We start from the raw sequence: 17,672 nt of genomic DNA on the forward strand, positions 1-17,672 counted from the left end.
TCGCCCGTCAGCGTCGCCGGCCGGCGCGTGCGGCGAAAGCATCAAGTGCGGCAAGCACTTCGGGCGAACGCCATACCCGGTTACGAGGCCCGCTGGCTGCCTCGACGAGTATCCCCGCCTCGGCGAGCGGGTTGAGGTAGCGGTGTGCGTTGGTGGACTCGATGCCGAGCTCCTGCGCCAACAGCGCGGCATTCACGACCGGGCGACGGGTCAGCAAGTCTGCCACCCTCCACACCGCGGAGTCCGATCGCGCGGCGATCACCTCGTTCCACCCGTCGCGGATATCGCGGAGTTCGGTGACCAGTTGTCGCCCGTTGGCAATGGCCAGGACGGTGGCCTGGGAGAAGCATTCGACGATCGGCGCAGCGTCTCCGTCGCGGTAACGGGTCAACGCGGCGAAGTACGCGTCGGTGTCTGCCAGCAACCCGGCTGAGACCGGCACGGTCACCTGGCGAGTCAAGCCCTTGTTGCGCAGCAGCGCTTGCACCAGAGCGCGGCCCGTGCGGCCGTTTCCGTCGGTGAACGGGTGGATGGTTTCGAACTGTGCATGGCCCACCGCGATCTGCGGCAGCGTCGAAACGTCGGCGCGGTGCACAAAAGTGATGAGGTCGCCTATCGCCTCGGGGATCAGCTCGTGGCGCGGGCCGACGAACGTCGCACCGATCGGAGTCGAGCCGCCTCCGATCCACACGGGCTCGGTGCGGAATTCCCCTGGCGTGTGCAATGGATCGTCGGCCATCAACGCCCTGTGCATCGCCCGGATGGCGTCGGCATCGACGGTGTCGGAGAGGGCGAGCGCTGCACCCATCGCAGCGGCATTGGCGACGATCATTTCAGCGTTTCGCTTGGACTTACCGTTGGGCAGCTCCGCCTCGCCGATGGCGCGCGCGGTGGCGGTCAGGTTTTCGATCTGCGAGCTCGCCGCAGACTCCGACCGCAGCAACACAGAAGCAAAAGGTGCTATCTCGCCGCCGAGCTCCGCATCGAAGCGTGCTATCTCGCGGCTCGCGGATTCCGCCTCGGCCAACACCTGCGACGGCAGATCCAGAGTGAGGTCGGCGATGGCCGCGGGCACGGCAGGGCGATACATCCCGTATCGAGGTCGCGCCCCATTCCTGTGGCGTCCGCCCTGCGGCTCCCAGCGGACGTCCTCGTAGGTCGTGGGACGAAGTGAAGTCACTTTCCGACTTTAACTTCAGCTATACGATCAAGTGAAGTTAAGCGGGCGGGTTGACCTCAGATCCGCGGGCGAACATCACTGACGATTGAGTCGGACTGAGTCAGAGCCCGAACTGGTCCTCGACGATGCCCAGCCACACTTGGGCGGCGTCGATCGCGACTTTCTCGCTGATGAAGGCGTGCTGGGTGCCGGTGTAGATGTCGCGGAACGCGCGCTCCAGCCGGCTGCCCTCGCGGATGGCCGTCGTGCCGGCGGCCAGGTGTGCCCACTCCGCGCATTCCCGTGCGGTGTCGGTGGCGTGCACCGCTGCCACCCGCATATCGGCCCGCATCGTCGGGGTCAGGTCGTCGCCCGCCGCGACGGCGGCCTCGGCCGTGCCGAACGTGTCGAGCACCAGCAGCCGCGCTGCCCGCCATGCGGCGACGTGCCGGGCCAGGCCCTTTTGGAACGTCGGCCGCGTCGCCAGTGCTGCCATGTCGCTCATCCGGAATTTGGTCGCCGCGAGGTCGGCGACGTCGTCGAGCATGCTCTTGGCCACCCCGAGCGCCCAGGCGGCATGCCCGGCGGCGGTCACCGGCATCATGCCCATCCGCGTCGCGGGCGAGGTGCCCCGCAGCGGCTCGCGGGTGAACAGCGCGAACGTGCGGCCATGTGGCACGAACACATCGTCGATGGCGTAGTCGTAGGAGCCGGTGGCCTTGAGCCCCTGCACATGCCAGCCGTCGTTGAACTGGACGTCGGCGCGGGGCACGATCGCCACCCGCATGTCGGGCACGCCTTCGCTGATCCACTGCATCTCGCCGTCGACCATCGGCAGGAAACCGGCAGCGACGTATTCGGCGTGCCCGGTGCCGGAGCCGAAACTCCACGAGCCGGTGAGTCGGTAGCCGCCGTCGACCGCGACGCCTTGGCCGTTGGGGAAGAACTGCCCGCCCATCGTGACGTGGTTGTCGTGCGCGGTGAAGACCTCAGCGAATCCGTCGTCGGGCAGGTACGTCGCCGCGGCGAACGACGACGGCAGATTGGCGATCCCGACCCACCCGAAAGAGCCGTCCTGCCAAGCCATTTCGATCCACGTCTCGATCATCTGGGCGAACGAGGGCTCCACTCCGCCCGCGGACGCGGGGTTGAACGCCGACATCAAACCTGTCGACCACATCGCCTCGACGACGCTGCTGCTCAGGGTGCGCCGGCGCTCCGACTCGGCAGCCTCCTCACGCACCAGCTCTCTCATGCCACGAGCCACGCCGACCACATCGTCACGCGTCATCTGAGGGACCGTTGTCACGGCCTCGACGGTAACGCGTCAGGGCAACGCAGTGAACACATTCACCGGAACTGTCATCTCCGTGTCCGGCAGCGCCGGTGCCTCGGTGTCGGGGCCAGGCAGCGGTGCGACGAGCGGCTCCGCGCCGGGCAGGTGCTGCTGATCGTCGACCGGCAGGTGCGGTGCGGACGAGGGCGCCGTCGGCGTGCCGCTCGTCGCAATCGCCTCAGGCGCCTCGGGTCCCTCGGGGGATGCAACCGGTGCGGGGCCGGGAAGCGCGTTCGGGGCAGGAAGAGCATCGGGGCCAGGAAGAGCACCTGGGCCGGGAAGCGCCTCGGGTGCAGCCACGACCGCGGGCGCCGGTGCGGCAAGAGCCCTGGGTGCGGCCGGAGCCGCAGGTGCGGCGACGCGCACCGGAGCCGCGGCGTAGGTCGGCGACGGAGCGGTGACGAACTTGAGTGCAGGTTCTGCGGCAGCGTCCACCGGTGCCGTGACGCTGACCCATCCAGGTTCAGCGGCGGCGGGTGCGGCCGCCGCGCTCGCCGCCGGTTCGACCTCCGGCACCGATCCCGCGGTCAGGAAGACTGCGCCGACGGCAGCGGCAGCGGCCACCCCGATCGCGGCGGCGAGCACCCGCACGGGCCTCTTCCGGCGCGTGGCGACACGAGGCAGTGCCACGGTGATCGCCTCGGCGGGGTCCACCTCGGCCAACGCGGCACCGTAGGCGAGCGCCACCAAGGGCGGGATGTCGCAGTCTTGCGGGTCGATCAGCACCCGGGTCGCACAGACCAGCGGCACGGCGTCGACGGTCACGCCCAACGAGCGCAGATCGGTGCGCAGTCGCCGTCCCCGCGTCTCGGCATCGGGCGTCCACACCAGCCGCAACCGATCGACGTCGAGCCCGCAGGCGCGGGCCAGGCCGTGGCCGCCGCGAGCGGCGAGACGAGCGATGTCGGTGTCGATGTCGGTGCCGGTCTCCGAACCGCCGTCGAGTTCCAGCGAGTCGTGGTCGATGACGGTCCGCTCGGCTTCGTCCACCAGCGCCCAGGTGACCTCGGTGCTGGTCAACGACAACCCCAGAACTGCGCCCACGGCATCTCCTTCGGGTGTCGAAGCCGGTGTCTGTGGTTCATCGGGCGACCTGGATCCGGTGTTACACCGGCCACACGGAGGCCGCCGACGGCGAGCCTAACGCCACCCGCGAGATCCCGCGCGCCAACTGCGTGAGCAGCGGTTTCGAACCTCCGGCTGCGCACAGCAGGGCAACGGCAGACCTATCGGCATCACGACCGAATTGCTGGACACCCCTGACGGCGCGGTAAGGTGCAGGCCCGTGGGCAGACACCGCTTAGCCACCAGGCGCCGTCCTCGGTGGGCGGCGCCTGCCGCCGCTGTCGCGCTCCCCGCGCTGGCGCTGCTGTGTTCTGGAGCCGACTCGATTCACACACCGGATCCGGCCCCGGCTGGGTCTCCATCGATGGCACCGTGCTGCACGTCGCTGGTTGCCCTTCCGTCACCGATCCCCGAGTACCGCAGCACACCCGCCGACGACGGCCTGCGGCTCGCCGCCTCGCGGTCGATGCACCGCACCCTCGACGCCGCTCTGCCCAGCACCGTCGGCTCCGAGACCGGAATGCAGGTCAAGACCATCCTGGTGGCCCGCGCGGTCAGCGCGATCTTCCCGGAGATCCAGCGCATCGGTGGGGTGCGCCCGGATGCGTTGCGGTGGCACCCCGACGGTCTCGCCGTCGACGTGATGATCCCCGACTACAGCTCCGCCGAAGGCATTGCACTCGGAAACGCGATCGTGGCGTTCGCGCTGAGCAACGCCGACCGCCTCGGCGTCGCGCACGTCATCTGGCGGCAGACCATGTACCCGACCCACGGCGCCCCGCACGGCATGACCGATCTCGGTTCTGACAACGCCAACCACTACAACCACGTGCACATCGCGACAGTCGGCGGCGGTTATCCCGCAGGTCCCGTCTACCTGGGTTGATCGAGCGCCCGGCTCACCGCCCGAAACCCGCGGCGCGCAGCGCGTCCGCCATCGACCCTCCCGTGCTGCCGCTCCCCCGCCGATCGTTGCCGCCCTCGCGGCGCGGCCGCTGGTCGGAGCCTCGTCGCGGCCCCTGCCGCGGTGTCGACTCCTTGCGCGGGGCGCGGGTTTTCTCGTCGAGCCGCAGACTCAGCCCGATCCGCTGCCGCTCGACGTCGACGGACACCACCTTCACTCGCACGACCTCGCCCGAGCGCACCACCTCGTGCGGATCGGACACGTAGCGGTCGGACATGGCGGACACGTGGACCAGACCGTCCTGGTGCACGCCGACGTCGACGAAGGCGCCGAACGCGGCGACGTTGGTCACCACGCCCTCGAGGATCATCCCCTCTTTCAGGTCGGCCACCTTCTCCACGCCGGCCGCGAAGCTGGCCGTGGTGAATTCCGGCCGCGGATCACGGCCGGGCTTCTCGAGTTCGGCCAGGATGTCGGTCACGGTGGGCACGCCGAACCGGTCGTCGGCGATCTCGGAGGGCCGCACGGACCGCAGCGCACGCTGATTGCCGATGATCTCGGCCAGCGTCACCCCGGCCCGATCGAGGATGCGGTGCACCACCGGGTAGGACTCCGGATGCACCCCGGAGCTGTCGAGGGGATCCTCGCCGTCGCGGATGCGGAGGAAGCCGGCGCACTGTTCGAACGCCTTGGGCCCGAGCCGCGGCACCTCCAGCAATGCACTCCGATTGCGGAACGGACCGGTGCGGTCGCGATGCGCGACGATCGACTCGGCGAGTGTCTCGGTGATACCGGACACCCGGGCCAGCAGCGGCACCGAGGCGGTGTTCACGTCGACCCCGACCGCGTTCACGGCGTCCTCGACGACCGCGCCGAGACTACGGGCCAGGATGCCGGGCGTCACGTCGTGCTGGTACTGGCCGACGCCGATGGATTTCGGTTCGATCTTGACCAGCTCGGCCAGCGGATCCTGCAGGCGGCGCGCGATGGAGACCGCTCCGCGCAGCGTGACGTCGAGGTCGGGCAACTCGTGTGCGGCGTACGCCGACGCAGAGTAGACCGAGGCGCCTGCTTCGCTGACGACGGCTTTGGTGGGTGCTGCGGCGTCGGCAGCCCGGATCTCGGCGATCACCTCGGTGGCCAGCGCGTCGGTCTCGCGTGAGGCGGTGCCGTTGCCGATCGCGATCAGCTCGACGCCGTGCCGCGCGACCAACGCGGCCAGCGTGGCTTTGGCGGCGTCCCACTGCTTCTGCGGCTGATGCGGATAGACGGCACAGGTGTCGAGCACTTTGCCGGTGCCGTCGACGACGGCCACCTTGACCCCGGTGCGGAAACCGGGGTCCAGTCCGAGCGTGGTGCGGTTGCCGGCCGGGGCTGCGAGCAGCAGATCCTTCAAGTTGCGGGCGAACACGGTGACCGCGTCGGACTCGGCACGCAGCCGCAGCCGGACCCGCGCGTCCACCGACGCCGAGACCGAGAGCCGGGTGCGCCAGGCGAACCCGACGACGCCGTCCAGCCACGGGGTGGCGGCGGCGCCTGCGGTCAGGTCCACATCGAGCGCCCGGGCGATCATCGCCTGGTACTCGGCCTCGTCGCCGCCGTCGACGGTCAGCGCGAGCACTTCTTCCTTCTCGCCGCGCAGCACCGCGAGCACCCGGTGCGACGGCATCGCGGTCAACGGCTCGGCGAAGTCGAAGTAGTCCGAGAACTTCTGCGCCTTAGGTGTCGCGGCGACGGCGTCGGAGGCGGCGCGGGAGCGCACCGTGCCGTGCTGCCAGAAGTGTTCGCGCACCTGGCCGACCAGTTCGGCGTTCTCGGCGGCCCGCTCGACGAGGATGTGCCGGGCGCCGTCGAGTGCCGCGGCGGCGTCGACGACCTCGGGCCCGACGAATTCCGCGGCGGCCTTCTCCGGGGTCAGCGTGGGATCGGCGAGCAATCGCTCGGCCAGCGGCTCAAGCCCGGCTTCCCGTGCGATCTGGGCCTTGGTCCGGCGCTTGGGCTTGTACGGAAGGTAGATGTCCTCGACCCGCGCCTTGGTCTCGGCGGTCAGCAGCGCCTCGACGAGGGCGTCGGTGAGTTTGCCCTGCTCGCGGATCGAGGCGAGCACGGCCTCGCGGCGCTCGTCGAGTTCGCGCAGGTAGGTCAGCCGGTCTGCGAGCGTACGCAGCTGACCGTCGTCCAGGCTGCCGGTCACCTCCTTGCGGTAGCGGGCGATGAACGGCACGGTCGCGCCTTCGTCTAGCAACCGGACCGCGGCGCTGACCTGATCTTCTCCGACCGCCAGTTCCGCAGCGAGACGGGCGGTTACGGTCGGGCGGCGGGTCGGCGCGGAGCTCGTTGTCACGGCGCAGACCCTACCGAACCCGACCGACACCACCGCGTCGCGCACCGACGGTGTTTCGGGAAGAGTCAGGCCGCCTTCGCGTGCGGCCGGTCGTCCAGCATGCCGTCGCGGAGCCGGCACAGCGACTGGGTGAGCAGCCGGGACACGTGCATCTGCGAGATACCCAGCTGGGCAGCGATCTCGCTCTGCGTCAGAGACTCGAAGAAGCGCAGCACGATGATCCGTTTCTCCCGGGCGGGCAGCGTCTCGAGTTGAGCGCGCAGCGCATCGCGGTCTTCGATGAAGTCGATTCCGGGGTCGGGCTGCCCGAGCCGATCGACCAACGTCGGTCCGTCGTCTTCGTTGCGAGAGGTGTAGTCCAACGATCGGGGCTTGAAACCTGCTGCGGCGGTAAGCGCTTCGACCACCTCCCCGTGGTCCACGCCCAGCGCGTCGGCGAGTTCGCCCGCCGTCGGCGCCCGTCCCAGCCGCTGGGTCAACTCCGCGGTCAGTGGGCCGAGGGCGGGATAGAGATCCTTGAGGCGGCGCGGTACGTTCACCGACCAGCTGCAGTCGCGGAAGTACCGTTTGACCTCGCCCATCATGGTGGGAATGGCGTAGGAGAGAAACTCAGGACCGGCCGTCGGATCGAAGCGGTTCACCGCGTTCATCAATCCGACGCGCGCCACCTGGACGAGGTCGTCGTGCGTCTCACCGCGCCGGTCATAGCGTCGGGCGATGCGTTCCGCGATCGGCAGGCACTGCTCGATGATGCGGGTGCGCAACCGCTCGCGCGCGGGCGAATCGTCGGGCAGCCGATGCAGGGCGACGAACGCGTCGTGCAGCGTTGCGTTGTCGGGGTCATGTGTCATCGTGTGGCGCCTCCTGTGCAGTACTGATTCGAAGAGGCGAACAGCTTCGATGTTGAACCATCCGCACTGGGGATCGAGGACCCCCGCGAACCAGTATGTCCCGAAAACGCGGGTCTGCTCGGGTGTCGGCAACGACTTCGCATTGCGGCCCAGGCGACGTCCACGGATTCCGGAAGCGAGGCGGAACACTTCGTAGGACGGACTTTTCGTGATGCTCCCGGCGCCGTGGGTACCCGGCCTGCATGCCCTCCGTCAAGCCCTCAGTCACCGCCGCGGACTTCCTGCCGCCGAATGCCGAGCTCGGTGATCTCGCCGCCGCCGCCCGCGCCTGCCGGGGCTGCGATCTGTTCTCGCACGCCACGCAAACCGTCTTCGGCGACGGACCGGCCGGGGCGCACATGATGCTGGTCGGCGAACAGCCCGGCGATCAGGAAGACCGTCGCGGTGAACCGTTCGTCGGTCCCGCCGGACGGTTGCTCGACACGGCGCTGGAGGAGGCGGGAATCGACCGCGGATCGGTCTATGTGACCAACGCCGTCAAACACTTTAAATTCGTGCCCGCCGAGCGCGGTACCCGCCGCATCCACAAGACTCCGAGTCGCACCGAGGTGGTCTCGTGCCGGCCCTGGCTGCTCGCCGAACTGCAGGCGATCGCCCCGGAGGTCGTGGTCTGCCTCGGCGCCACCGCTGCGAAGTCGCTGCTGGGAAACGACTTTCGGCTGACAGCCCACCGCGGTGAGGTGTTGCGTCTCCCGGAGAAGGCCGACCCCGCGGTCATCGCGACCCTGCACCCGTCGGCGGTGCTACGCGGTCCCGCGGAGGCGCGGGAGCAATCGTTGGCGTCACTGGTTTCCGACCTGCGGTTGGCAGCGGGTGTGATGCGTAGGTGATCGTTTGTCGCGGCCCGCGGTGGGCACCCTGCCCGTATGCAGCCCAACAGATTCCGCTCTCTGATCGACGCACCGGGGCCGTTCGCCTCCGTCTACGTCGATGACAGTCACGACACCGCCGATGCGGTCAAGCAGGCCGAATTGCGCTGGCGGGCCGTCGAAGAGGACCTCGCCGGCCAAGGTGCCGCCGACGAGCTCGTCGGCACCGTGCGAGAAGCGCTCACCGGGGCCCCCGCGGCGGTGGGCCGCGGTGGCCGCGCGGTGATCGCCTCGCAGGGCAGGGTGCATCTCGATCAGCGACTGATCCGGCCGCCGGACACCACACTCGTGCGCCTGTCGTCCCTGCCGTATCTGGTGCCGGCCGTCGTGCACGGCGTCGACGACCCGCCGTATCTGACGGTGGCCGTCGACCACGCCGGGGCCGACATCAGCGTGCACCACGGTGGGCGTACGCAGGCCATCAGCGTCGAGGGTGACGGCTACCCGGTACACAAGGCCTCCGGCGCCGAGAACGCCGGCTACGGAGACCCGCAGCGCACCGCCGACGAAGCGCGGCGCAAGAACGTGCAGGAGGTCGCCGAGGACGTCACCGCGACATTCGAGGACGCCGATCCCGATGTGGTGTTCGTCGTCGGCGAGGTCCGCTCGCGGGCGGATCTGGTGGGCACGCTGCCGCAGCGGGTGGCCGAGAGGGTCGTCGAGGTGAATGCGGGGGCTCGGGGCAGCGTCGGTGCCGACGCGCTGGCCCACGACATCGACACCCATCTGCGCCTTCGCCGGGTCGACGTCATCGATGATGCGGCACAGCGGGTGTCAGCCGAGATCAACCGTCGCTCGGGGCTGGCGACCGAGGGCCTGGACGGGGTGTGCGCGGCGCTGCGTGAGGGTGCGGTGGAGACGCTGATCATCGGGAATCTCGCCGAGGCCACCGTGGTCATGGGTGATTCCGCGACGACGGTGGCCCCCACCGCCGAGGTGCTCTCGGAACTGGGATTGCCGGTCACGGTGACGGTGCGTGCCGATGAGGCGCTCCCGTTCGCCGCGGTCGCCATCGACGCCGATCTCCTCGGCATGGACGAACGGCTGACCCCGCGCGACGGCATCGCCGCGATCCTGCGCTACGCCCCGCGCACGCCCGCCTCGTAGCCGTTCCGGCGTGGGTCGGTCGGTCTAGTCGGCCTGCTCGATCACCTGCATCAGCAGCAGCGCCCCGTTGACCGCACCGTCGGCGGCGCGAAACGCCGAGCAGTACACGCGGACCCGCGCGTCGCGTCCGCGCCGGGTGACCGCGTCGACGGTCGTCTCCTCGACCGCGTCGGGGTCGACGAACACCTGGCCGATCAGTGGCTTCACCTCGCCGATGGGCAGGCCGACGTCGAGGTCGGCCAGTGGGCGGCCGATCGCCTCGTCGGCCCGCAGGCCCCACAGCTCCTCACAGCTGCGGTTCCACACCAGCACCTGGGTCTGCCGGTCGACCACGCTCAACCCGAAGCGGACCGACGTGATCATCGAGTCGAGGAACGCCGTGGTCTCGTCGAGTTCGAGGCTGCTCTCGCGCAGTGCGTCGTTGATGGTGTGCAATTCGTCGTTGGTGGACTGCAGCTCCTCGTTCATCGTCTCGAGCTCTTCGTTGGTGGACTGCAGCTCCTCGTTGGTGGTCTCGAGTTCCTCGACCGTGGACTGCAACTCCTCGTTGGTCGTCTCGAGTTCCTCGTTCGTGGACTGCAGTTCCTCGTAGGCGGTTTCCAGCCGGCTGTTGGTGAGCACCACCTTGTCCAGCAGCGCGCGCGTGGCGGTCACGTCGAAGAACACGATCGAGATGCCGACCAGTCCGTTCTGGCCGTCGACCAGCGGGTTCACGTGGATCTCGAACCAGACGTCGTCGCTGCCGGGACGCTGCCAGGAGACGTCGGGGATGCGCGCGGACCGGCGTTCCACCTTCGCCTGCTCGACGTAGCCGCGCAGCTCGACCGGGCGGTAGGACACCTCGAGGTCGCGCAGCAGCCGGCCGATGTCGCGCCCGGACAATCCGAACGTGGCCTCGGCCTGCTGGTTGATCATCGCCACCGTGTCGTCGCCGGTGACGACGATCTGCGCGACCGGACTGGCGTGGAACGCCAGGTCACGGATCGATTCCAGGGCCGACACCTCGTGGCGGCGATCCCCGAAGGCAGGCGACCGGTAGGAGGCGACCGCGTCGACCGACGAGGGCAACTTCTGGAAGAAGCGGTGTTTGAGGTTGATCGGGGTGAAGCGATCGGTGTGGCTGAGCAGCATCTCGGCGTGACCCAGGAACAGCACCCCGCGCGGGGCGAGCGAGAAGTGCAACCGGCTGAGCACGTTGGCCTGGGTGTCTGCGTTGAAGTACATCAGGGTGTTGCGGCACACCAGCAGGTCCACCCGGGAGATCGGGGCGTCGTGGACCAGATCGTTGCGGCCGAAGATCACCGACCGGCGCAGATCCTTGCTCAGGACGTGCCGGCCGTTGACCGGATCGAAGTACCGTTCGAGGAGCCGCGGCGGCACCGATTCGACAGCCCGCGCGTCGTAGGAGGCCATGCGGGCCTCCGCGAGCGCCTCTTCGTCGACGTCGGTGGCGTAGATCTTGACGCGCTGCCGGAAGTCGTCGACCCCCATCGCCTCGGCCAGCAGCATCGCCAGCGTGTAGGCCTCCTGCCCGGACGCGCACCCGGCGCTCCAGATCCGGATCGGGTCGCCGGGGCCGCGCTGCGCCAGCATGGTCGGGATGACCTCGTCACGGACGTAATCCCACGCCTGCGCGTCCCGAAAGAAGCTCGTCACGTTGATCAGGATCGTGTTGAACAGGGCGGCGAACTCGTCTGCGCTGGCCTGAAGAGCGTCGAGGTACTCCTCGAAGGTGCTGAAGCCGGCCTGCTCCATGCGGTGGCGCACGCGGCGCATCAGCGAGGTCCGCTTGTAGCCGGTGAAGTCGAATCCGCGCGCGTCACGCAGGAAGCGGAGCAGATCTTCGAAGGTCTCGGCCTCGTTGTCGGGTTCGCTCACACATCACCTTGCTGCACCTAGCTGGAACATCGTCGTGGCTCGTTGATCGTCGCGGGCCACCGCCACGGGGTGAATTTACCCGCCTCGAGACGTGGTTTGGTGGCGACTCGAGCGGGTACGTGGCCCTCGCCGTTGATCGCACCGGCGGATTGCGGGGTACCCATGCGCAACGAATTCCACGACACGCTCGACGCTCTGGTGGCCGACCTCGCCCAGATGTGCGACCGCGCCTCGACCATGATGCGGTCGGCGACCACCGCACTTCTGGCCGCCGACGCCGACCAGGCCCGCCGGCTGCGCACCGAGCTCCATCAGTTGACGTCGCTGGGCGTGACGGTCAACGACCGCGCCTACCGGTTGCTGGCGCTGCAGGCGCCGGTGGCGCGTGACCTGCGCACGGTGGTGGCAGCCCTGCACATCGGCGCCGACGCCGACCGGATGGGCGCGCTGGCCTCGCACGTGGCGCGCACCGCCTCGCGAAGTCACCCGCTGCCGGCGACGCCACCCGAGCTCACCGATCTGTTCACCGAGATGGGCGCGACAGCGGTGCGGATGGCGGCGCAGGCGCGCGACGCGGTCGGCTCGGTCGACGCCGCGCTCGCCGAGCGGATCTGCGCGGGTGACGAACGGATGGACGAGTTGCACCGGCAGTTGTTCGGGCGGGTGGCCGCCCCGCACTGGCAGCACGGCCCGCTGGTCGCGGCGGACATGGTGCTGCTGGGCCGGTTCTACGAACGCTTCGCCGACCACGCGGTCGAGATCGCCCGTCGGGTGTACTTCCAGGCCACCGGCGTGGCGATGGACGAGCAGCCGGCCTAGAAGCCGTCGGCGCGGCCGTTGCCCAGGTAGCGCAGCCCGGTGGCGGCGATGACCGTGCGGTCGAGCAGATTTCGCGCGTCCAACACCACGGCCCCGGGCGCCTGCTCGGCGATCGTCGCCCAGTCCAGGTCGCGGAACTGCGGCCACTCGGTGAGCACCACGACGGCATCCGCCGACTTCGCCGCCCGATAGGGATCGTCGACACCGGTGACGCCGGCTGCGTGCAGCACGGCGGGATCGATGGCGGGCAGCTGCGGGTCGTAGCCGTACACGTGGGCGCCGGCCGCCGTGAGGTGCGCACTGATCGCCAGCGCCGGTGAGTCGCGGGTGTCGCTCGTCGCCGCCTTGAACGTCAACCCCAGCACTGTGATTCGGCAACCGTCGACGGCACACGGCATCGCCCGCTCCAGAGCGGCCAGGATGCGCACCTGCTGGACGGCGTTGGTGTGGCGCGCCGCCTCCACTTCGGCCACCGAGACACCGCGGGCGTGCGCTGAATGCACCAGCGCTGCAGTGTCTTTGGGCAGGCAGGAGCCGCCCCAGCCGGGGCCGGGCTGCAGGAAGCCCGCGCCGATGCGCGGGTCGGCGCCCATACATGCGGTGACATCGGCGATGTCGGCGCCGTAGGAATGGCACAGCTGGGCAAGGGAATTGGTGTAGGAGAGCTTGACCGCCAGGAACGCATTGCTCGCGTACTTCGCCAGCTCGGCGCTCTCCGGGCTCATGTGCAGCACCGTCGCGGGGTCCGCGCCATAGGCGGCGCACACCAGGGCGGCGTCGCTGCCGGAGTCCGCGCCGACGACGACGCGGTCGGGGTGGGTGAAGTCGGCGATCGCGCGGCCCTCACGCAGGAATTCGGGGCTGGACACCACGCCGATCCCGCAGGGGCGCAGACGGTCGGCGATGCCGCGGGTGGTGCCGACCGGCACCGTCGACTTCACGACGACGACCGCGCCCGGGCGCAGCACGGTGGCCAGCGTCGCGGTGGCGGCGTCGAGGGCCCGCAGGTCGGCGGCGCCCTCGGGCCCGCTGGGGGTCGAGACGCAGACGAACACCACGTCGCGGTCGGCCAGCGCCCGATGATCGGTGCTGAACGCGAGGTGCCCACGCTCCAGCATGCTCTCCAGCAGCGCCGGCAGGTCCGCCTCGTCGATGATCGCCACCCCCGACGCCAGGCTCGCCACCTTACGGTCGTCGATGTCGACCGCGACGACGTCGTGGTCGCGCGCAAGACACACGGCCGTGGTGAGGCCTACGTATCCGACACCGACGACACCGATGCGCAGGCTCATCGGCAGGCCACCAGTGCGGCGCGGGCGGCGTCGAGTACCCGGGGCACCGTCAGCTGCAGCAGACCGGGGTCCGGGGTGCGACCGTGCGGATCGCCGCGGTCACCGGCCCACAGCGTGACGTGGCGGTCGTTGCCGCGCGGACCCCACAGCGCCGGCGGGGTGGGGCCGAACAGCAGCACCGACGGCGTGCCGGTGGCGGTGGCCACGTGACCGACACCGGTGTCGCCGCAGATCAGCAGTGCGCAGTCGCTGATCAGAGCGACGAGCGCGAGCAGACCCGACGCCGGCCAGACCGCCGAGCGGGGCAGCCCGGCCTTGCGCACCACGGCCTGCACCAGATCCGTTTCGGCGGGCGAGCCGGTGACCACGACGCGGTGGCCCTCATCGGCCAGGGCCGCGGCCACCGCGGCGAATCGGTGCGGCGGCCACTGCCGGGCCGGGGCGGCGGCGCCGGGATGGATCACGACGACCCCGGAGTTGTCGGGATAGCCCTGCGGCCGGTCGAGCGCGAGATCATCGGGGCGACAGTCGATCCCGGCCCAATGCAGGAGCGCGCACCAGCGGTCGGTCTCGTGCAGTTCCGCCCGCCACGGCGGCCCGGGGACCTCGGGGTGGGCCTCGTGGTGGTGGGTCAGCAGCCGGGCGGGTCGCAGTGCGGCGAGGGCGCTGATGCTCTGTGGCCCGCGGCCGTGCAGGTTGACCGCGAGGTCGGGTTCCCTCGGCGCCCCGGCCAGCGGGCCGAGACCCGGTGTGTCGACGATGTCGTCGACGGCACCGGACAGCAGAGCCAGATCGCGGTACTGCCCCGGCGCGGCCAGCAGGATGCGTGCGCCGGGATGGCGGCGGCGCAGCCCGCGCAGCGCGGGAACGCCGGTGAGTAGGTCGCCGAGCCCGAGTGCCCGCAGCACCACGATCGTGCGCGGCTCTGCAGCCGCGTCTAGGGCCATGAGGATTCCGTCGAGGCGCACACGACGAGTTCGCGGATCTCGCAGCCGGGCGGCTGGGTCAGCGCGAACAGCACAGTTCGGGCGACGTCGGCCGGCTGGTTCAGGACGGCGTCGGCGGGCGGCTTGTACTGCTCGGTGCGGCCGTCGAAGAACGGCGTGTGCATGCCTCCGGGGATCAGCAGGGTCACGCCGATCTCGCCGGCCAGTTCGGCCGCCAGGGCGCGCGTGAAGCCGACCACGCCGAACTTCGAAGCGCAATAGGCCGTGGCATCGCTGACCGCTTTGATGCCCAGCGTCGAGGCCACGGTGACGATGCGACTCTGGCCGGTCGTGAGATACGGCAGGGCGGAGCGGATGACGGCCGCGGTGCCGAGCAGGTTCACCACGACGACTTGTTCCCACTCCTTGGCCGGCACCTCGCGCAACGTGCCGCAGGAGTCGATGCCCGCGGCGGTGAACACGCCGTCGATGCGTCCGCCCGCCTGCTCGGCGAGCGTGGCCACCGCGGCGTCGACGGCGTCGGTGTCGGCGAGGTCGGCGCATACGTGGGCGACGTCACCGGTCGGCCGGGCGCGGTCCAACACCAGGGGGGTACCGCCTTGTGCGGCAACGGCTTCGACGACCGCGGCGCCGAGTCCGGAGGCACCTCCGGTGATCAGCACGGCTCCGGGTGAGCGGGTGGAGGAAGAGGTCATGATTCACCTTTCGTGAGGTCCGACCGCGCAGCGGCGATCAGAGCGGATGAGGAGTAGCCGGCGACCGTGGGCACGATCACGACATCGCCGCCGTGGCGGGTCACGACGGCGGTTTCGGGCAGGTCGTCGACGGTGTAGTCGCCCCCTTTGACCCAGACGTCGGGCCGCAGGGTCTCGAGGATGCGTTCCGGCGTCGCATCGTCGAAGACGGCGACGGCGTCGACGCACGCCAGCGCGGTGAGCACCCGGGCACGGTCCTCGGCGGGCATCACCGGCCTGCTGGGGCCCTTGAGGGCACGCACGGAATCGTCGGAGTTGATGACGACGATCAGCGCGTCACCCAATTCCCGTGCAGTGCGCAGTAACCGGATGTGCCCGGTGTGCAGCAGGTCGAAGCACCCGCCGGTTGCCACCACCGTGCGGCCGTCGGCGCGCAGGCGTTCGGCCAGGGTGACGGCGTCGGCGGCGTCATGGCTGACGTCGCGCCCTGTGTCGGCGACCGGGCTGCCCTGCGCGGCCGGGGCCGGGGTCGACACGCCGGCGGCACCACCGGCGGCGACGAACCGGGCGGCGGCGTCCACCGCTGCGGTCACGGCGGCGACGGTGTCGGCGCCGTCGGCGAGTGCCGCAGTGGCGGCGACGGCGAACCGGTCGCCGGCACCGCAGGTGTCCGCGCGGACGGGCCCGGCCGCGGCCTGGGCGGGTATGCCGATGTGGGTGCGCGCGCCGTCGGCATCGACCACCCGGGCTCCCCGCGCCCCCAGCGTCACACACACGGCGTGCGCACCCCAGCGCTGCCGCAGCACCTCGCCGGGGTTGCGGTCGGCGCCGCAGAAGTGTTGTGCCTCGCCGTCGTTCGGCGTGACGAGCCGGCACCCGCGCACCGGTTCGGCGCCGCGCGGGTGCGGGTCCCACACCACCGGGGTGGTGGCCGCCGCAGCGCCCACCGCATCGCGCAGCGCGGGCAGCGCCGCCACTCCCCTGCCGTAGTCGGCCACGCAGATCCCGCCGGCGTCGGCGAGCACGTCGGCGACGCCCGGTGGCAGCGAGCCGGGCACCGGTACGGCGTCACCGCGGTCGATACGCAGCAGGGATTGTCCGCCGGCGCGCACGCGCGTCTTGGTGACGGTGGTTCCCCGCATCGGCAGCGCGAGCAGCCGCACACCGGCCGAGGTCAGCAGGTCCGCGAGCCGCCGGCCCTCCGCGTCGTCGGCGATCCCGGTGACCAGGACGACATGGTCGTGGGTGCGGGCGGCCAGCAGCGCGGCCAGACCCGCGCCGCCCGGGCGGTGCCAGCCCCGCTCGACATCGACGACCGGTACGGGGGCCTCGGGACTCAATCGTGTTGCGCTGCCGTCGATGTCGACATCGAGCAGGGTGTCACCGACGATCACCAGGGGTGCGGAACTCATGAGGGCACCGCGCCGAGGATGCGTTCGTCGACGGCCATGCACAGCGCGTGCACGAGCAGCAGGTGAACCTCCTGCACCGTCGCGGTGGACGGTGCGTCCACGCAGATCGCCTCGGTGCAGGTCGCGGCCAGCGGATTGGGCGCCGGTCCGGTGAGCGCCCACGTCGTCATCCCGATCTCGCTCGCGGCTTTGACCGCGGTCAAGACGTTCTGGCTGGTGCCGCTCGTCGACAACGCGATCAGCACGTCACCGGGGCGGCCGTGGGCGCGCACCCCGCGCGCGAAGATCTCGTCGCCGCCGTAATCGTTGACCACCGCGGTCAGCGCGGAGGTGTCGGCGTGCAGCGCGATCGCCGAGAGCGGGCGACGTTCGGCGGCGAACCGGCCGACCAGTTCCGCGGTCAGGTGCTGGGCTTCAGCAGCACTGCCACCGTTGCCGCACGCCAGCAGGCGGCCCCCGTCGGTGAGCACACCGGCGAGCTGGTGCCCCCACCCCTGCACCTGCCCGATGTCACCGCTGGTGCGTCGGACGGCGCCGATCAGATCGTCGAAATGGCTTGCGATCATGGTGCTTTCCTTCCCTGCGCGTAGGCGTGCACTGCCTCCAGCAGCGCGCGGTCGGAGATGTCGTCGAGGCAGGTGTGCCGCTGCAGCGGGCAGACCCGGGCGCGGCTGCCGCGGCAGGGCGCCGCCTGGTCGCCGAGCACGGTGACCGGGACACCGTGCGGCGCCCACCGGGATGCGGGCACGACGGGCGCGAACAGCGACACCACCGGCGTGCCGACCGCGGCGGCGAGATGGGCGGCTGCGGTGTTGGGCGCCACCACGACCCGGGCGCCGGCGAGGACCGCGGCGAGTTCGGCCAGCGTCGTCGCCCCACCGAGGTCGACGGCACCGGCGGCGGTATCGGAGTGCGCGCCCGCGACGTGCGCGGT

Annotated in this window: 16 protein-coding genes; 4 read left to right on the forward strand and 12 right to left on the reverse strand. The window is 70.5% G+C overall.

The window, feature by feature from the left end; all coding sequences use genetic code 11:
• Positions 1 to 7 precede the first annotated feature (7 nt).
• The 3 genes from MHN84_RS22250 to MHN84_RS22260 all read right to left on the reverse strand — a co-directional run bounded on the left by MHN84_RS22250 (position 8) and on the right by MHN84_RS22260 (position 3,539).
• Positions 8 to 1,075, reverse strand: a complete 1,068-nt coding sequence (locus tag MHN84_RS22250) for a Fic family protein (protein WP_241206685.1) — start codon at positions 1,073 to 1,075, stop codon at positions 8 to 10.
• A 205-nt stretch (positions 1,076 to 1,280) separates the two neighbouring features.
• The gene (locus MHN84_RS22255) at positions 1,281 to 2,450 is read right to left on the reverse strand and encodes an acyl-CoA dehydrogenase family protein (RefSeq protein ID WP_255730795.1); all 1,170 of its coding nucleotides are present in this window, start codon (positions 2,448 to 2,450) and stop codon (positions 1,281 to 1,283) included.
• Between the two features lie 36 nt (positions 2,451 to 2,486).
• Positions 2,487 to 3,539 carry a hypothetical protein gene (locus MHN84_RS22260; protein ID WP_241206687.1) on the reverse strand — a complete coding sequence of 351 codons (1,053 nt, stop codon included), beginning with the start codon at positions 3,537 to 3,539 and terminating at the stop codon, positions 2,487 to 2,489.
• 241 nt (positions 3,540 to 3,780) lie between these two features.
• On the opposite strand from MHN84_RS22260, the gene MHN84_RS22265 reads away from it, so the two are divergent.
• On the forward strand, positions 3,781 to 4,446 hold the full coding sequence (locus MHN84_RS22265) for a hypothetical protein (RefSeq protein WP_241206688.1): 666 nt from the start codon (positions 3,781 to 3,783) through the stop codon (positions 4,444 to 4,446).
• A gap of 13 nt (positions 4,447 to 4,459) precedes the next feature.
• Here MHN84_RS22265 and MHN84_RS22270 read toward each other — a convergent pair whose 3' ends face one another.
• Positions 4,460 to 6,808, reverse strand: a complete 2,349-nt coding sequence (locus tag MHN84_RS22270; RefSeq protein WP_241206689.1) for a Tex family protein — start codon at positions 6,806 to 6,808, stop codon at positions 4,460 to 4,462.
• A 65-nt stretch (positions 6,809 to 6,873) separates the two neighbouring features.
• Complete coding sequence (locus MHN84_RS22275; protein WP_241206690.1) at positions 6,874 to 7,659, reverse strand: SigB/SigF/SigG family RNA polymerase sigma factor; 786 nt, start codon at positions 7,657 to 7,659, stop codon at positions 6,874 to 6,876.
• Between the two features lie 242 nt (positions 7,660 to 7,901).
• Here MHN84_RS22275 and MHN84_RS22280 point away from each other — a divergent pair, with 242 nt between their 5' ends.
• Both MHN84_RS22280 and MHN84_RS22285 read left to right on the forward strand, forming a co-directional pair.
• Entirely contained in the window at positions 7,902 to 8,549 is a 648-nt protein-coding gene (locus tag MHN84_RS22280) for a UdgX family uracil-DNA binding protein (RefSeq protein WP_241206691.1), read from the forward strand.
• 36 nt (positions 8,550 to 8,585) lie between these two features.
• Entirely contained in the window at positions 8,586 to 9,695 is a 1,110-nt protein-coding gene (locus tag MHN84_RS22285; RefSeq protein WP_241206692.1) for a hypothetical protein, read from the forward strand.
• A gap of 24 nt (positions 9,696 to 9,719) precedes the next feature.
• Here MHN84_RS22285 and MHN84_RS22290 read toward each other — a convergent pair whose 3' ends face one another.
• Entirely contained in the window at positions 9,720 to 11,573 is a 1,854-nt protein-coding gene (locus MHN84_RS22290) for a CheR family methyltransferase (RefSeq protein WP_241206693.1), read from the reverse strand.
• Positions 11,574 to 11,672: 99 nt separating this feature from the next.
• Here MHN84_RS22290 and phoU point away from each other — a divergent pair, with 99 nt between their 5' ends.
• Positions 11,673 to 12,392 (forward strand): phosphate signaling complex protein PhoU, encoded by a 720-nt coding sequence (phoU, locus tag MHN84_RS22295; RefSeq protein ID WP_308192977.1) that lies wholly within the window; start codon positions 11,673 to 11,675, stop codon positions 12,390 to 12,392.
• Here phoU and MHN84_RS22300 read toward each other — a convergent pair.
• The 6 genes from MHN84_RS22300 to MHN84_RS22325 form a co-directional block, all read right to left on the reverse strand.
• Positions 12,389 to 13,684, reverse strand: a complete 1,296-nt coding sequence (locus tag MHN84_RS22300) for a UDP-glucose/GDP-mannose dehydrogenase family protein (RefSeq protein WP_241206694.1) — start codon at positions 13,682 to 13,684, stop codon at positions 12,389 to 12,391. The two genes, phoU and MHN84_RS22300, sit on opposite strands and share 4 nt — an antisense overlap.
• Entirely contained in the window at positions 13,681 to 14,631 is a 951-nt protein-coding gene (locus MHN84_RS22305) for a glycosyltransferase family 9 protein (RefSeq protein WP_241206695.1), read from the reverse strand. Before MHN84_RS22305 ends, MHN84_RS22300 begins: the two co-directional genes overlap by 4 nt.
• Complete coding sequence (locus MHN84_RS22310; RefSeq protein ID WP_241206696.1) at positions 14,622 to 15,326, reverse strand: SDR family oxidoreductase; 705 nt, start codon at positions 15,324 to 15,326, stop codon at positions 14,622 to 14,624. The genes MHN84_RS22305 and MHN84_RS22310 overlap by 10 nt, the downstream gene beginning before the upstream one ends.
• Complete coding sequence (gene rfaE2, locus MHN84_RS22315; protein WP_241206697.1) at positions 15,323 to 16,738, reverse strand: D-glycero-beta-D-manno-heptose 1-phosphate adenylyltransferase; 1,416 nt, start codon at positions 16,736 to 16,738, stop codon at positions 15,323 to 15,325. Before rfaE2 ends, MHN84_RS22310 begins: the two co-directional genes overlap by 4 nt.
• The gene (locus MHN84_RS22320; RefSeq protein WP_241206698.1) at positions 16,735 to 17,304 is read right to left on the reverse strand and encodes an SIS domain-containing protein; all 570 of its coding nucleotides are present in this window, start codon (positions 17,302 to 17,304) and stop codon (positions 16,735 to 16,737) included. Before MHN84_RS22320 ends, rfaE2 begins: the two co-directional genes overlap by 4 nt.
• Positions 17,301 to 17,672: glycosyltransferase family 9 protein (locus MHN84_RS22325; RefSeq protein ID WP_304654336.1), on the reverse strand; the 372-nt coding region annotated here is incomplete at its 5' end. The genes MHN84_RS22320 and MHN84_RS22325, both read right to left, overlap by 4 nt.

It is taken from the genome of Mycobacterium sp. PSTR-4-N, assembly GCF_022348085.1.
In the GTDB taxonomy this organism is placed as follows: Bacteria; Actinomycetota; Actinomycetes; order Mycobacteriales; family Mycobacteriaceae; genus Mycobacterium.

Excerpts from the sequence above, each read along its gene's own strand:
- MHN84_RS22310 (WP_241206696.1), bottom strand. The coding sequence starts at position 15,326 with ATGACCTCTTCCTCCACCCGCTCACCCGGAGCCGTGCTGATCACCGGA.
- MHN84_RS22275 (WP_241206690.1), bottom strand. The coding sequence starts at position 7,659 with ATGACACATGACCCCGACAACGCAACGCTGCACGACGCGTTCGTCGCC.
- MHN84_RS22280 (WP_241206691.1), top strand. The coding sequence starts at position 7,902 with ATGCCCTCCGTCAAGCCCTCAGTCACCGCCGCGGACTTCCTGCCGCCG.
- MHN84_RS22320 (WP_241206698.1), bottom strand. The coding sequence starts at position 17,304 with ATGATCGCAAGCCATTTCGACGATCTGATCGGCGCCGTCCGACGCACC.
- rfaE2 (WP_241206697.1), bottom strand. The coding sequence starts at position 16,738 with ATGAGTTCCGCACCCCTGGTGATCGTCGGTGACACCCTGCTCGATGTC.
- MHN84_RS22305 (WP_241206695.1), bottom strand. The coding sequence starts at position 14,631 with ATGGCCCTAGACGCGGCTGCAGAGCCGCGCACGATCGTGGTGCTGCGG.
- MHN84_RS22255 (WP_255730795.1), bottom strand. The coding sequence starts at position 2,450 with ATGACGCGTGACGATGTGGTCGGCGTGGCTCGTGGCATGAGAGAGCTG.
- MHN84_RS22285 (WP_241206692.1), top strand. The coding sequence starts at position 8,586 with ATGCAGCCCAACAGATTCCGCTCTCTGATCGACGCACCGGGGCCGTTC.
- MHN84_RS22300 (WP_241206694.1), bottom strand. The coding sequence starts at position 13,684 with ATGAGCCTGCGCATCGGTGTCGTCGGTGTCGGATACGTAGGCCTCACC.